Annotated in this window: 12 protein-coding genes; 8 read left to right on the top strand and 4 right to left on the bottom strand. The window is 47.1% G+C overall.

Going from position 1 to position 14,316, the window contains the following annotated elements; all coding sequences use genetic code 11:
* Nucleotides 1-5: 5 nt before the first annotated feature.
* From DN062_RS12405 to DN062_RS12395, 3 genes are read right to left on the bottom strand one after another with little or no spacing between them, the layout of a single operon-like run.
* Nucleotides 6-1,613 (bottom strand): carboxyl transferase domain-containing protein, encoded by a 1,608-nt coding sequence (locus tag DN062_RS12405; RefSeq protein WP_112159649.1) that lies wholly within the window; start codon nt 1,611-1,613, stop codon nt 6-8.
* 22 nt (nt 1,614-1,635) lie between these two features.
* Nucleotides 1,636-2,802, bottom strand: coding sequence for an isovaleryl-CoA dehydrogenase (locus DN062_RS12400; RefSeq protein WP_112159648.1), 1,167 nt, complete (start codon nt 2,800-2,802; stop codon nt 1,636-1,638).
* Between the two features lie 22 nt (nt 2,803-2,824).
* Complete coding sequence (locus tag DN062_RS12395; protein WP_112159647.1) at nt 2,825-3,277, bottom strand: MerR family transcriptional regulator; 453 nt, start codon at nt 3,275-3,277, stop codon at nt 2,825-2,827.
* Nucleotides 3,278-3,628: 351 nt separating this feature from the next.
* Here DN062_RS12395 and DN062_RS12390 point away from each other — a divergent pair, with 351 nt between their 5' ends.
* The 8 genes from DN062_RS12390 to DN062_RS12355 all read left to right on the top strand — a co-directional run bounded on the left by DN062_RS12390 (nt 3,629) and on the right by DN062_RS12355 (nt 13,318).
* Complete coding sequence (locus tag DN062_RS12390) at nt 3,629-5,275, top strand: AMP-binding protein (protein WP_112159646.1); 1,647 nt, start codon at nt 3,629-3,631, stop codon at nt 5,273-5,275.
* A gap of 178 nt (nt 5,276-5,453) precedes the next feature.
* A complete protein-coding gene (locus DN062_RS12385) occupies nt 5,454-6,227 on the top strand; it encodes an ABC transporter ATP-binding protein (RefSeq protein WP_112159645.1) in 774 nt (257 codons plus the stop codon).
* A complete protein-coding gene (locus DN062_RS12380) occupies nt 6,227-6,949 on the top strand; it encodes an ABC transporter ATP-binding protein (RefSeq protein WP_112159644.1) in 723 nt (240 codons plus the stop codon). The genes DN062_RS12385 and DN062_RS12380 overlap by 1 nt, the downstream gene beginning before the upstream one ends.
* A 108-nt stretch (nt 6,950-7,057) precedes the next feature.
* Nucleotides 7,058-8,269, top strand: coding sequence for an ABC transporter substrate-binding protein (locus DN062_RS12375; protein WP_112159643.1), 1,212 nt, complete (start codon nt 7,058-7,060; stop codon nt 8,267-8,269).
* A gap of 87 nt (nt 8,270-8,356) precedes the next feature.
* A complete protein-coding gene (locus DN062_RS12370; protein WP_112159642.1) occupies nt 8,357-9,244 on the top strand; it encodes a branched-chain amino acid ABC transporter permease in 888 nt (295 codons plus the stop codon).
* Nucleotides 9,245-9,247: 3 nt separating this feature from the next.
* Entirely contained in the window at nt 9,248-10,243 is a 996-nt protein-coding gene (locus DN062_RS12365) for a branched-chain amino acid ABC transporter permease (protein ID WP_112159641.1), read from the top strand.
* Nucleotides 10,244-10,298: 55 nt separating this feature from the next.
* Nucleotides 10,299-11,477, top strand: coding sequence for an acetyl-CoA C-acyltransferase (locus DN062_RS12360; protein WP_112159640.1), 1,179 nt, complete (start codon nt 10,299-10,301; stop codon nt 11,475-11,477).
* Nucleotides 11,478-11,581: 104 nt separating this feature from the next.
* Nucleotides 11,582-13,318 carry a diguanylate cyclase domain-containing protein gene (locus tag DN062_RS12355; RefSeq protein WP_112159639.1) on the top strand — a complete coding sequence of 579 codons (1,737 nt, stop codon included), beginning with the start codon at nt 11,582-11,584 and terminating at the stop codon, nt 13,316-13,318.
* Between the two features lie 6 nt (nt 13,319-13,324).
* Here DN062_RS12355 and DN062_RS12350 read toward each other — a convergent pair whose 3' ends face one another.
* The gene (locus tag DN062_RS12350) at nt 13,325-14,224 is read right to left on the bottom strand and encodes an AraC family transcriptional regulator (RefSeq protein WP_112159638.1); all 900 of its coding nucleotides are present in this window, start codon (nt 14,222-14,224) and stop codon (nt 13,325-13,327) included.
* Between the last annotated feature and the right edge of the window lie 92 nt (nt 14,225-14,316).

Genomic DNA, 14,316 nt, shown 5'->3' with positions numbered 1-14,316 from the left:
CAGCCTCACATGCGGAACACGCCGAAGCGTGTCGGTTCTTGCGGACGGTTCAAACTGGCTGAGAGGCTTAATGCGATGATTTCTCGTGTTTGGATAGGGTCGATAACACCATCATCCCAGAGCCTTGCGCTTGCAAAGTAGGGGTGTCCCTGATGTTCGTAAGTATCGACGATGGGTTTTTTGAATTTCGCTTCATCTTCACTGGACCACTCTTTTCCCGCGCGCTCAAGGCTTTCGCGGCGCACGGTGGCCAACACGCCAGCCGCTTGCTCACCGCCCATGACTGAGATTCGGGCATTTGGCCACATCCAGAGGAAGTCAGGATTATAGGCGCGACCGCACATACCATAATTACCCGCACCAAAGCTTCCGCCAATTAGAATGGTAAGCTTAGGAACATTGGCGCAGGCAACAGCCATGACCATTTTCGCACCATGTTTAGCAATTCCTTCAGCCTCGTATTTGCGCCCAACCATGAATCCCGTAATGTTCTGTAGGAATAATAAGGGAATGTTACGTTGGCAGCAGAGCTCAATAAAGTGGGCTCCTTTTTGGGCGGACTCCGCAAATAAAATACCGTTATTGGCAATAATGCCAACAGGGTAGCCATGAATGTGCGCAAAGCCTGTTACCAAGGTGGTTCCATATAATTGCTTGAATTCGTCAAACTCCGAGCCATCAACAAGTCGAGCAATCACTTCACGAACATCAAAAGGCTTGCGAAGATCTGTGCCGACAACGCCATAGAGTTCGGCGGGATCAAATAAGGGGGCTTGAGGTTTTTTAACCGCCAGTTGAAGCTGTTTCTTTTTGTTGAGGTTGGCAATGCAGCGGCGTGCAATTTGCAATGCGTGCTGGTCATTTTCGGCGTAGTGATCCGCCACGCCAGATACTTTGCAGTGTACGTCTGCCCCACCTAAGTCTTCAGCGCTGACAACTTCGCCTGTTGCCGCTTTGACCAAAGGTGGACCCGCTAGGAAGATGGTGCCTTGATTTTTAACAATGATGGATTCATCTGCCATCGCTGGGACGTATGCGCCGCCCGCAGTGCACAGGCCCATCACTACCGCAACTTGAGGAATACCTTTAGCTGACATGCGTGCTTGGTTGTAAAAAATACGGCCAAAATGGTCTCGGTCAGGGAAAACTTCATCTTGACGAGGTAGATTAGCACCGCCGGAGTCGACTAAATAGATGCAGGGCAGGTGGTTTTGCTCTGCTATTTCTTGCGCACGCAAATGCTTTTTGACCGTGAGTGGGTAGTAGGTCCCCCCTTTAACGGTTGCATCATTGGCGATAATCATGCATTCAATGCCGGATACGCGACCCACTCCGGTAATAATGCCAGCGGCAGGGACGTCTTCATCATAGACCTGGTAGGCTGCGAGTTGCGATAATTCTAAAAAAGGGGAACCATCATCAATTAAGTGATTGATTCGTTCTCTAGGGAGTAATTTTCCACGAGCGAGGTGGCGTTCTTGGTACGCAGCACCACCACCTTCTTGAATTTTTGCCACTTTTTCTTTGAGATCTGCAACCACTGCAGACATGGCATCTGCTTTCGCTTTAAACTCTTCAGAACGCGCATTTATTTTTGTTTGTAGAATTGGCATCTGTAAGCCTCCACGAGCCGGATTAGTTGTTCAGAAAAAGTTCGCGGCCAATCAACATCCGGCGAATTTCAGAGGTGCCTGCGCCGATTTCATAGAGCTTGGCGTCGCGCAATAGGCGTCCTGTAGGGTATTCGTTGATGTAGCCATTCCCGCCAAGAAGTTGGATAGCATCGAGGGCGATTTGTGTGGCCATTTCGGCCGAGTACAAAATGACACCTGCGGCATCTTTACGCGTGGTTTCACCGCGATCAGCCGCGAGTGCGACCATGTATACATAGGATTTTGCAGCATTCATGCGTGTGTACATGTCTGCAATTTTGCCTTGAACTAGCTCAAACTCTCCGATGGCTTTGCCAAATTGCTTCCGATCACGAATATAAGGTACCGCAACATCCATAGCTGCCTGCATAATTCCCAATGGTCCGCCTGCAAGAACCAAGCGTTCGTAATCAAGGCCGGACATCAGAACCTTGACGCCACCATTAAGTGTGCCCAAGATGTTTTCCTTCGGTACTTTGCAGTCTTGGAAGACCAGCTCGCAGGTGTTAGAGCCACGCATGCCTAACTTGTCTAGCTTTTGAGCCTGGGTAAACCCTTCGGTGTCTCGTTCGACGATAAAGGCTGTAATGCCTTTCGGGCCAGCTTGCAAATCGGTTTTGGCGTAGATAACGTAGACATTTGCGTCCGGTCCATTTGTGATCCACATTTTATTGCCATTTAAAACATAGTGGTCGCCGGCATCACGTGCACTCAGTTTCATTGAGACAACATCGGAGCCTGCATTGGGTTCGGACATGGCAAGTGCACCGACATGTTCCCCGGAAATCAGTTTGGGTAAATACTTTTCCTTTTGCGCTTGTGTGCCGTTGCGATGAATTTGGTTTACGCAAAGATTGGAGTGTGCGCCGTAGGAGAGGGCGACAGACGCAGATGCGCGGCTAAGTTCTTCCATCGCAATAACATGTGCCAAGTAACCCATGCCTGCGCCGCCAAACTCTTCGCTGACTGTGATGCCGAGCAATCCCATGTCGCCAAATTTTTTCCATAAATCGGCTGGAAAGACATTCTCATGATCAATATCTGCCGCTCGCGGGGCAATTTCTGCAGCGGCAAAGTTATTAATTTGCTGGCGGAGCATGTCCAGTGTTTCACCAAGTCCAAAATTCAATTCTGAGTATTGTGAAATCATGTTGGTTACCTGTTTGTTATTTTTAATGTAAGGAGGAGTTATTTAAATCGTGATTTGTTAGGGGCGTTTGCTCAGAACGCTTTTTTTCTCTTAATTCTTCTAAGGCCGCGCGACATCGAGCTTCTGCGCTGTCTATTTCAATTTTTGCCATCTGGATGTCATTTAGCTGCTGCTCAAGATGCGCTTGCTTATCGGCTAGTGTTTCAAGCATTTTAAGCAATTGTCGCTCGCTGCCGCCGGGGGTTTCATCCCAAAGATCGAACAGTTCTTTTGATTCGGCTAATGAAAATCCTAAACGTTTTCCACGTAAGATCAGCTTTAACCTAACCCGATCTTTGGAGCTGTAAATGCGTGTTTGCCCTTTGCGATCTGGTTTGAGCAGTCCTTGGTCTTCATAAAAGCGGATACTGCGGGTCGTGACGTCGAATTCACTGGCCAGTTCGCTGATAGAGAAAGTTTTCTTTTTTAAGCTCATGTTGTTTACCTCATGCATGTATCAAGACTACTCAAAGTTAACGTTAACGTAAAGTGTATTTTTCACTATCGAATAATTTTCTTTTGAGTGGGGTCGCTGTGACCCGTTAAGAGAAGGGGTTTGCTTTATATGTTGCTGTAATTATACGGCTAAAGTTGTAGGTTTGCAGGGGGTTGAGCACATTCAAAGCGCTAAATTCAGTTAACGTTAGTGATAAATATTGATTTCAAACGTGTTTTGTTACTTTTGGTCGTAATGAGGGAGTAATTCTTCAAATTGCACTTTACGTAAAGGTAAAGCTATGTTATCAATTAGACAGCAATCGATTATAAAAACAAGAGGTGTGTTGTTATGGGTTTAATGGAGTATTCGAGCTTCATCTCTGAGTTTAGCCCCGGTCAGTTAGAGAGTGAAGTGTTATCTAGGTCGCTTGAGAGTGGCGTGAATGTCGCCTATGAGATTTGTGATCGCTGGGCGAGTGAGTCAGATAAAGTGGCTTTGTATCATGAAGGTGTTGATGGTCAAACGACGTCAATGACGTTTTCGGAGTTGAGTCAGTTGTCGGCTCGCTTTGCAAACTACTTGAGGGGGATGGGGGTTGGTCCTGGTGATCGTGTTGCAGGGCTCTTGCCGCGATGCCCTGAATTGCTGGTCGTGGTCTTGGGGGCGCTAAAAGCGGGCGCTGTGTATCAGCCTTTGTTTACGGCGTTTGGTTCGGGTGCAATTGCGTATCGCTTGGAGCAGGCTTCTACACGCTGCATCGTTACCAATCAGACTAATCTTTCCAAATTGGCTGAGCTGGATAGTCTTCCGCCAGCGCTTTGTGTAGGTTTGAAAGATGGCTTGGGCTTAGATGATGTTTCAGATTTTGACGAAAAAGTGTCAATTCAATCGGATCAGTTTGAGCCTGTTTTGTTGCAAAAAGATGATCCATTTTTGCAGATGTTTACCTCTGGTACAGTGGGTAAGTCGAAAGGGGTTGCGGTTCCTGTTCGGGCCTTGCTGTCTTTTTATCTCTACATGAAGTATGCCATCGACTTGCGTCCAGAAGATCGTTATTGGAATGTTGCTGATCCTGGTTGGGCGTATGGTTTGTATTATGCTGTTGTGGGGCCTTTGCTGTTGGGGCAGGCGACGCACTTTAATGAGCAGGGGTTTACGCCGGAAACCACCTATCAAATGATACAAAAATATCAAATTACCAATCTTGCTGCGGCACCTACGGCCTATCGCTTATTGATGGCAAATGATCACTTGTTGGCGCAGGATCAAAGTTTAGGAATTCGAGTGGCAAGCAGTGCAGGCGAGCCTTTAAATCCAGAGGTGATAGGTTGGGTCGGGCGGCGCTTGGGTTGTCCTGTGAAGGATCATTATGGTCAAACCGAAACGGGTATGACTTGTTGCAATTATCACCGCCTTGGGCATGTTGAGCGTATCGGGGCGATGGGGTTCTCGATGCCAGGGCATCGGGTTGTGGCGCTGGATGAGCAGTTCAATGAAGTGGGTGAGGGGGAGATCGGGCAGTTAGCGGTAGATGTTTCTCAGTCCCCCTTGTTTTTCTTTAATGGCTATACCTGGGCGGAAAAGCATCCGTTTCATGGGTCCTATTACTTAACGGGTGATATGGTGTTCAGTCATGGTGATGGCAGTTATTCCTTTACTGGGCGCGATGACGACATCATCACCACAGCGGGTTATCGAGTGGGGCCTGCAGATGTTGAGAGTACCTTATTGGAGCATCCGTCGGTTGCGGAGTCGGGTGTGGTGGCTAAGCCAGATGAAAAACGTGGGTCAATTATTAAGGCATACGTTGTCATAAAGCCAGCGTATGATCCGAGCGATGCGCTTAAGGATGAATTGAAGGCTTTGGTGCGCAGTCGTTTGTCAACACATGCCTTTCCGCGAGAAATTGAGTTCGTCGAAGAGTTGCCAAAGACACCTAGTGGCAAGATACAGCGTTTTATTTTGCGTCAGTCAGCTGAGCAGGAAGTTGGCTAAATTTTTTTAATCCTTATTTATTAATGAGATGGGTGGGTTGCTAAGGGGTTTTGCAGGTTGTACAACCAAAGTATTACTTGTAAACCCTTAGTGACTATTGATAAGTTAAGTTGACGCTTACGTAAATGTAATGCTTTAAGTCGGCGAATCTAACAATAAAAAGAGGCTGCACACTCCTATGAGTTCCGAATTCGTACTTGAAACCCGAAATCTCGTTAAAGAGTTTAAAGGGTTTACAGCCGTTGATGATGTGAATCTTAAGATCCAAAAAGGTCACATTCATGCATTGATTGGTCCAAATGGCGCGGGTAAAACCACGGTATTTAACCTACTTACCAAATTTTTGATTCCAACACGCGGGCAAATTTTGTTCAAGGGTGACGATATCACAGCGATGAAGTCTGCCGCGATTGCGCGCAAAGGTATTATTCGCTCATTTCAGATTTCGGCGGTTTTTCCGCACATGACGGCATTGGAAAATGTGCGCGTGGCTCTGCAGCGCTTTGAGGGCAATAGCTTTCATTTCTGGGCATCTGAAAAAACCCTTAATCGTTTAAATGATCGTGCTTACCAGCTTCTAGAGTCTGTTGGGCTTGAGACCTTTGCTGATACGGTGACGGTTGAGTTGTCTTATGGTCGCAAACGTGCGCTTGAGCTGGCAACGACGCTGGCGATGGAGCCTGAGTTGGTGCTGTTGGATGAGCCGACTCAGGGGATGGGTCATGAAGATGTCGATCGTGTGGTTGAGTTGATTCGCCAGGCGGCGGTCGGGCGCACGGTGTTAATGGTCGAGCATAATCTGAGTGTCGTGAGTAAGCTCTGTGACCGCATTACCGTGCTCACCCGTGGCGCAATCTTAACTGAAGGGGATTATGCCGCTGTATCGCAGAATCCTAAGGTAAGAGAAGCCTACATGGGCACTGAGTCTGCCGCAGTTGAGGGAGCGCACTAATGACTGATTCAATCAAACCCAATTATGAACAATTAAAAGTCACCGACTTGCATGCATTTTATGGTGAATCGCATATTCTTCATGGCATCGATTTGCTAGTAAGACGCGGTGAGTTGGTGACCCTGCTAGGACGTAATGGCTCAGGCCGGAGCACGACGTTGAAATCAATCATGAACATGGTTGGCCGCCGAACAGGGTCGATCATGATTAATGGTCGCGAAACCATCGATAGCCCGGCGCATCACATTGCCCATTTGGGTGTTGGCTACTGTCCAGAAGAGCGCGGTATTTTTTCAAGCTTGAATGTTGAAGAAAATCTGTTGTTGCCACCCACCGTGCGCAGTGATGGTATGAGTCTGGATGACATTTACAGCATGTTCCCAAACCTGTATGAGCGTCGCTACAGTCAAGGTACACGCCTATCTGGTGGGGAGCAGCAAATGTTGGCCATGGCTCGAATTTTACGGACAGGTGCTAACTTGTTGTTGCTTGATGAAATCACAGAAGGGTTGGCTCCCGTCATAGTGCAAAAACTCGCTGAAGTACTGATCAAGCTTAAAGAAAAGGGTTTAACCATTGTTTTGGTCGAGCAAAATTTTCGGTTTGCAGCCCCCTTGGCCGATCGTCACTACCTGATGGAACATGGTCAAATTGTTGAAGAAATTCAAGCCAATGAATTGGCATCTAAGCAAGAATTATTAAATACCTACTTAGGTGTTTAGTTAAGGAAATATTTATTCGTGTGGTGTTTATACGAGTAAATGTGTTTTAAAGCGCGTTCTCTTTCGTTTAGAAAAAAAATAACAGCCAAAAGGCACTGGAGACACACAATGAAAATAATGAAAAAACTCTTATCAGCCGCAATTGCTTCTACAATTATCGCAACGACTGCGCAAGCAGCTATCAGTGATAATGAAATTCGAATTGGTTATCTTGCTGATATGTCAGGTACCTACCGTGATTTGGCAGGACCAAATGGATTGGTAGCTTTGCAAATGGCTGTTGAGGATGTGGGTGGGCAGGTCAATGGTGCCAACATTCGTGTAGTTAGCGCGGATGATCGAAACAGCCCTGACGTTGCATCCAGTACGGTGCGCCAATGGGTTGAAAATGATGGTGTTGATATGGTGGCAGGGTTGGTTGCTTCTTCGGTAACCATCGCAGCAACCCGTATTTTAGAGCAAAGTAATCGTTTAGGAATCGTGTCTGGATCAGCAGCATCTAGCATTACTAACGAGCATTGCACCCCCAATCACATTCATTACGTTTATGATACCTATCCGCTGGCAAACGGCACAGCCCAAGCTGTAGTTCAGGAAGGTGGTGATAGCTGGTTTATTTTAACCGCTGATTATGCCTTTGGGCACGCCTTAGAAGGTGATGTTGAAAAGGTGGTGACCGCGAATGGCGGCACGGTAGTGCAAAAGGTGCGTCATCCTTTCCCTACGGGTGATTTCTCCTCGTTTATTTTACAAGCACAAAGCTCAGGCGCAAAAGTTGTGGCCTTGGCGAATGCAGGTTCTGACACTACTAATGCCATTACCACTGCAGGTGAGTTTGGTTTAACGCAGTCAGGTCAAACTCTGGCGGCGTTGTTGCTGTTCCTCACGGATGTACATGCATTGGGTGTTCAAGCGGCGCAAGGTATTCAGTTGACGACTGGATGGTACTGGGATATGGATGACGATGCCCGCGCTTGGTCTGATCGCTTCATGCAAAGAACAGGTGTACGTCCAACCATGGTCCATGCCGGTATTTACTCTAGTACTGTGCATTATTTGAATGCCGTAAAAGAGGCGGGTACAGATGAAGCACAGGCTGTTCGTCAGCAAATGATGAATACGCCGATTAATGACATGTTTGCGAAGGGTGGTTATATCCGCGAAGACGGTCGTATGGTGCATGATATGTACCTTGCTCAAGTAAAAACCCCAGCTGAATCTAAAGATGAGTGGGACCTTTATAAAATAGTGAGAACCATTCCTGGGGATGAGGCTTACCGTCCTCTGTCTGAAAGCCAGTGCAAATTAGTCAATAACTAAGTGCAATGAGTTCACGTCCTTGTGATGTAACGAGGGCGTGAATTTAGTTAGGTCGGTTTAGCCAGTATTTTCAGGTAGGGTCTTACTATGAGTATGATATTCGGAGTACCCATTGCTGTGCTCTCGGGTCAGTTATTGCTTGGGCTTATTAATGGCGCATTTTATGCTTTATTAAGTTTAGGTTTGGCGGTTATTTTTGGTCTTCTTAAGATTATTAACTTCGCCCATGGCGCATTTTATATGCTGGGTGCGTTATGCACAGTTGTTTTATTTAATACCTTGGGTGTTAATTATTGGGTCGCTTTAATACTTGCCCCCTTAATTGTTGGTGTTGTGGGTGTTTTAATTGAGTTTTTCTTACTCAGAAAAATTGCCAATGAAGACCATATTTACAGCTTGTTATTAACCTTTGGTTTGGCGCTGGTTATCCAGGGGGTATTAACAAATATTTATGGTGTGTCGGGGTTGCGTTACCCAATACCTGAGGTTTTTAGAGGCGGTGTGAATCTTGGCTTCATGTTCCTTCCTTATTATCGTGCCTGGGTTATCGTTGCGGCCTTGGTGGTCTGTATTGGCACTTGGTTCATGATTGAAAAAACCAAATTAGGCTCTTATTTGCGTGCAGGAACGGAAAACTCGCAACTGATGCAGGCATTTGGTATCAACGTGCCATTGCTTGTTAGCTTAACTTATGGCTTTGGGGTAATGCTGGCTGCATTTGCCGGTGTTCTTGCGGCCCCTATCTACTCGGTCACGCCTGTAATGGGTGCCAATATTCTGATTATAGTGTTTGCTGTGGTTGTTATAGGAGGAATGGGCTCGATTCTTGGTGCGGTGATTACTGGGTTGGCAATGGGCATTATTGAAGGATTAACAAAGGTTTTTTATCCTGAAGCGTCAAGTACAGTCATCTTTTTGGTAATGGTGTTGGTGTTATTGGTTAGGCCATCAGGCCTGTTTGGGAAGGAGGCATAGGGTATGACGACTTCAGTGTATGCAAGTCCGGCACGTAAAAGTGTGCTCGAGCAGAAGCAGCGTTCTGAGCGAAGAAAGTTGATGCTTTACGGTGCATTTTTTGTGATTGCGTTAATTGCACCCTATGTGGTGTACCCCGTTTTCTTAATGAAAATACTATGCTTTGCGCTATTTGCTGTCGCATTTAATCTGCTGCTTGGTTACGTGGGTTTGTTGTCTTTTGGTCATGCGGCCTTCCTGGCGACCGGCGGTTACACCACTGGCTATCTACTCAGTACCTATTCAGGTTTGACGCCAGAGTTGGCTATTTTAGCGGGTACGTCGGCCTCGACACTGCTCGGGTTGGGGTTTGGTCTGCTGGCCATTCGTCGTCAAGGCATTTATTTTGCCATGATTACTTTAGCCCTGGCGCAGCTCGTGTTTTTCTTTTACGTGCAGTCCTCTTTTACTGGTGGTGAAGACGGTCTACACGGTATTCCGCGCGGTAAGTTACTCGGTGTCATTAATTTAGCCGATAATCTAGCGATGTATTATTTTGTTTTAGCCGTGTTTGTTTTTGGTTTTGCCGTGGTTCATCGGATGGTTCATTCACCCTATGGGCATGTGCTTAAGGCCATTAAAGAGAATGAGCCACGTGCAACATCGCTTGGCTACAATGTGGATCGCTACAAGTTGGTCGCCTTTGTTATCTCAGCGGCTTTGGCAGGCTTGGCAGGCTCAGTAAAAACCATCGTCTTTCAGTTGGCTTCGCTAAATGACGCGCATTGGCACATGTCGGGAGAAGTGGTGTTGATGACCTTGGTCGGTGGCGTTGGTACGTTGTTGGGACCTGTCGTGGGTGCTGCGTTTGTAGTGAGTCTTGAGCATCAGTTAGCGCAAAGCGCATTGGGCGATTGGGTGAACGTCATCTTGGGTGTGATTTTTATTCTCTGCGTATTGATGTTCCGTGCTGGCATTATCGGTGAATTTCAGAAATTTTATAAAAAGAACTTTAAATAATCAGGTAGTGGGTGGGGATCAAGTATTCCATGCGCCTAAATACATGAGGTAACGAATGAACGATTCTATTGTGATTGTTGGAGCGGCTAGAACGCCCATGGGTGGTTTGCAGGGTGACTTAAGCAGTGTCAGATCTCCTGATTTGGGCGCTGTTGCCATTAAAGCGGCACTTGAGCGTGCGGGTGTGTCATCGGAGGGTGTTGATGAAGTGATTATGGGGTGCGTTTTGCCAGCTGGCTTAGGCCAAGCGCCTGCTCGGCAAGCGGCATTGAAAGCAGGGTTGCCGATTTCCGTTGGTTGTACCACGATTAATAAAATGTGCGGCTCTGGCATGAAAGCCGTCATGCTTGCACATGATCAGTTGCTTGCTGGCAGTGCGGCAGCCATGGTGGCGGGTGGAATGGAAAATATGAGTCAGTCCCCTTACTTGTTGCCTAAGGTTCGCGAAGGTCTGCGAATGGGGCATGGGAAGGTGCTGGATCATATGTTTATGGATGGTCTCGAAGATGCCTATGAAGGCGGTTTGATGGGGAGCTTTGCTCAACGTTCTGCCGATGCGCACGGCATTACCCGGGAGGTGATGGATGACTTCGCTATCGCGTCTTTGGATAAGTCACTGTCCGCCATTCAGTCCGGCGGTTTTGCTGATGAGATTGCGCCAGTGGTTATTTCAACACGTGCGGGTGACCAGGTTGTGGCGATTGATGAGCAGCCAGGTAAGGCTCGCTTGGATAAAATTCGTTCATTAAAGCCTGCTTTTGCAAAAGATGGGACGGTCACGGCTGCAAACTCCAGCTCGATTTCCGATGGTGCTTCTGCATTGGTGTTGATGAAAGAATCTGAAGCTCTGAGCCGTGGTTTAAAGCCCCTAGCGCGTATTGTTGCTCATTCCACGCATGCGCAACTGCCTGCTGAATTTACTCTGGCCCCGATTGGGGCTATTGAGAAAGTCCTAAAAATGGCGGACTGGGATAAAGACAGTGTGGATCTTTTCGAAATAAATGAAGCGTTTGCAGTGGTGACTTTGCTGGCTCAGCAAGCTTTGGGTTTAGATGAGCGCAAGGTCAATGTGAACGGTGGTGCCTGTGCTTTGGGTCATCCAATTGGCTCTAGTGGCTCTAGAATTCTGGTGACACTGCTTTACGCACTTCAAAAGCGTAATTTAAAGCGTGGAGTGGCTTCTTTATGTATTGGAGGTGGTGAAGCGACCGCTGTTGCATTAGAGATCTACTAGGTTTTTGGTCCATCTAAGATGCGATCCTAGATGGACATAAACCTTTCAGCTGTTTATTCTGTTACGCCTCAAAATCAAGTTCAGAGCGAGGGGTAATAAAGGGCATGTTTAAAGCTAAACGCAAGGGTGTCCTGTCGCTTCGTTCTGTGTTAACTATTCCCTATGTTGTATTGGTTGTATGCCTTGCATTATCGATTGGTGGTCTTTCATACCAGGCCGGAAGCAAGGCCATCAATACGCTTATAGATCAGTTGTTGCTTGAGACGGTCGGCCGAATCACTCAGGCAATTGATCGTCATATTATTGGCTCAGGGGCTGTGCTTGAAACAGCTTTTCCGATTGGAATGCCAGCACCGATTCGTATTGAGTCGGATATGACAAATCTTAAGACGCGATTTTGGATTGCCACTTCGCTCCATACAGACCCCAATGACTATGTTTACTATGGAAACGAAGCAGGACAGGGGATAGGTTTGCAGCGCTTGTCTGACAATAAAGTGGAGTTGCGTTTAAAATTGGAGGCCTCCGAGCATCGCAAGATCTATCACTATGAAGGGATTGACGGCGAATTGCAGCTTGTTCGTGAGGAAGATCGCTTGTTTGATCCTCGTGTGCGTCCTTGGTATGTTGACGGTAAAGAGTTGCGTGGGCATACATGGACCTCTATCTACATTGACTTTGGTTCGCGTCAGCTAATCGCTACTCGTGCACGTCAAGTTTTGTCGCAAGAGGGCTTTTTTGAGGGCGTCGTTGCGACCGATGTCTCGCTCCGTGCATTAAATGAGTTTGTTGGCCATTTGCGAATCTCACCGCAAGGAATCGCTTTTATTGTTGAGCCTAATGGGAAATTGATTGCAGCGTCTAATACGCCTAATGTGCTTCCAAGTGGCAATGGTGAGTTTGTTCGTGTGGCGGTTGAAGATGTGAGCGTGCCGATAATGGCGGACGTATACAAAGCTGTAATTTCGAGCATTGAAGAGCAGGGTGTCCCAGATGAAACCCGGCCCTTGTCTCTTGTTTTTGATGACCAGCTAATACATGTGGCATTTGATCGTGTTAGAGATGATGCGGGGCTGGATTGGTTATCGATTGTTGCTGTGCCAGACAGTGACTTTATGTCGGGCATTACCGAAAACATTAAGCGCAGTGTTTATATAGCCGTGGTGGCCATCATTATCGCCATCTTGATTGGTCTGGCCATTCTGAACTGGGTTGCGGCTGATCTTCGTAAGTTAAAAGAAGCCTTGGTGCGAGTGGGTGATGGCGAGTTAGATGCGCCGGTGAATATTTATCGTCGGGATGAGTTGGGTGAATTAGCGCGAGGCGTTGAGCAAATGCAAAAACGTCTGCAAACCGATCCGTTAACGGGCCTGATTAATCGTGACGCGTTTACGCTGAGGTTGCGCAAATTGATTGAGGGGGATCAGCACTATCGTCGTCAGCAGTCTATGGCTGTGCTGTTTATCGACATTAATCGATTCAAGCATATTAACAATGCTTGGGGGCGCGATGCTGGCGATTTAGCGCTGAAAGAAATTGCGGCCCGTATCTCGAACGTCATTGATTCGGATGACTGTCTTGCACGTTTCTCTGGCGATGAATTTGTTATTCTGCTTCGCAGTGCTGAGCGTCCAGATAGGGTTAAGCGAGTGATGGAGCAAATTAATCAAGTCCTCGCTGAGCCACTAGAGTGTTTAAAAATGGACCCTTGGCTGTCTTTAACAGCGGCCATGGGTGTCTCGTATTACCCCACAGACTCCATTGATGCAGATGGGTTGGTGCGTTTAGCGGACTACGCTATGTATCGTGAAAAAGAGTCGACACCTATGCATTCTTCTTAAAATGGGCTACTCCTTATAAGTCGCTTTGCCTAGGCGAATGCTTCGGTATTGGCTCGGCGAGATGCCCATGACTTTTCTGAAGGCCCGAGAGAAGTAGTAGGCGTCTTCATAGCCGAGTGTCCAGGCAATCTCACTGATTCGTTGATCGGTGATGTCCAGCAAATGGCAGGCGCGTTCAATTTTCATGCGAATAAAGTCGTTGATGGGTGTGCTGCCCGTCAAAGCTTTGTAACGTTTAATGAAGTGAAATTTCGACAGGTTAGCCGTCGCCGCGAGCGTGTCTATGTCCAGTGTTTCATGCACGCACCTCAGCATTAGGCTTTGAATGGCTTCCATATCAAAGGTTTTGTCAAAGTGATGACGGGCTTGTGTGTGGAGCAGTGTGATATGGGTTAGCAGTTGGCGTAGTAAGCTGCTTGAGTGAAGGTAAGATTCAAAAAGCTGAGTTGACTGGCGAAGATCGAGAAGCGCTTCGAAATCAGAGATGAGCCGTGAATGCAATCCCAATTGCAGAACAGGGTGTCGGCTCATTTTTTTGAGAGGTGAGATGAACTCGCTAATCAGTTGTCCTTCGCAATGCAACCAATAAATACTCCAAGGCGTTTTGCTATCGGCAAGGTAGCTGTGAATTTCATCTTTTGGTAGCAAAATAAAGTCGCCAGTGGTGATTTTGTATGACTTTAATCCCGCATTGAGCTTTCCACAGCCATCAACGCAATATATGAGTAGGCAGTCGTCGTGACGGCTGCGAGACATGCTGTGGCCAAAAGCGCGCTTGTAATAGCCCATGGCTAAGGGGTATAGATCCTTGCTGAGCGGATGTTCGCTCAATTCAGAGACTATGCGGCGTGGGAGAACAAAGCGTGTACTGCCATTTGGAATCGGCCAGGAAGAGGGTTGGCTCATTGTTTAGTATTTTTACTTTGTTGACGTTAAGGTAAACCTTAGTTGAAAGTCGCAATATAGTCCATTATCTTAACAACTTTATCAATCAGTAC

This window comes from Nitrincola tibetensis (genome assembly GCF_003284585.1).
Classification (GTDB): domain Bacteria; phylum Pseudomonadota; class Gammaproteobacteria; order Pseudomonadales; family Balneatricaceae; genus Nitrincola; species Nitrincola tibetensis.
This window is presented reverse-complemented; position numbering and strand designations above follow the sequence as displayed.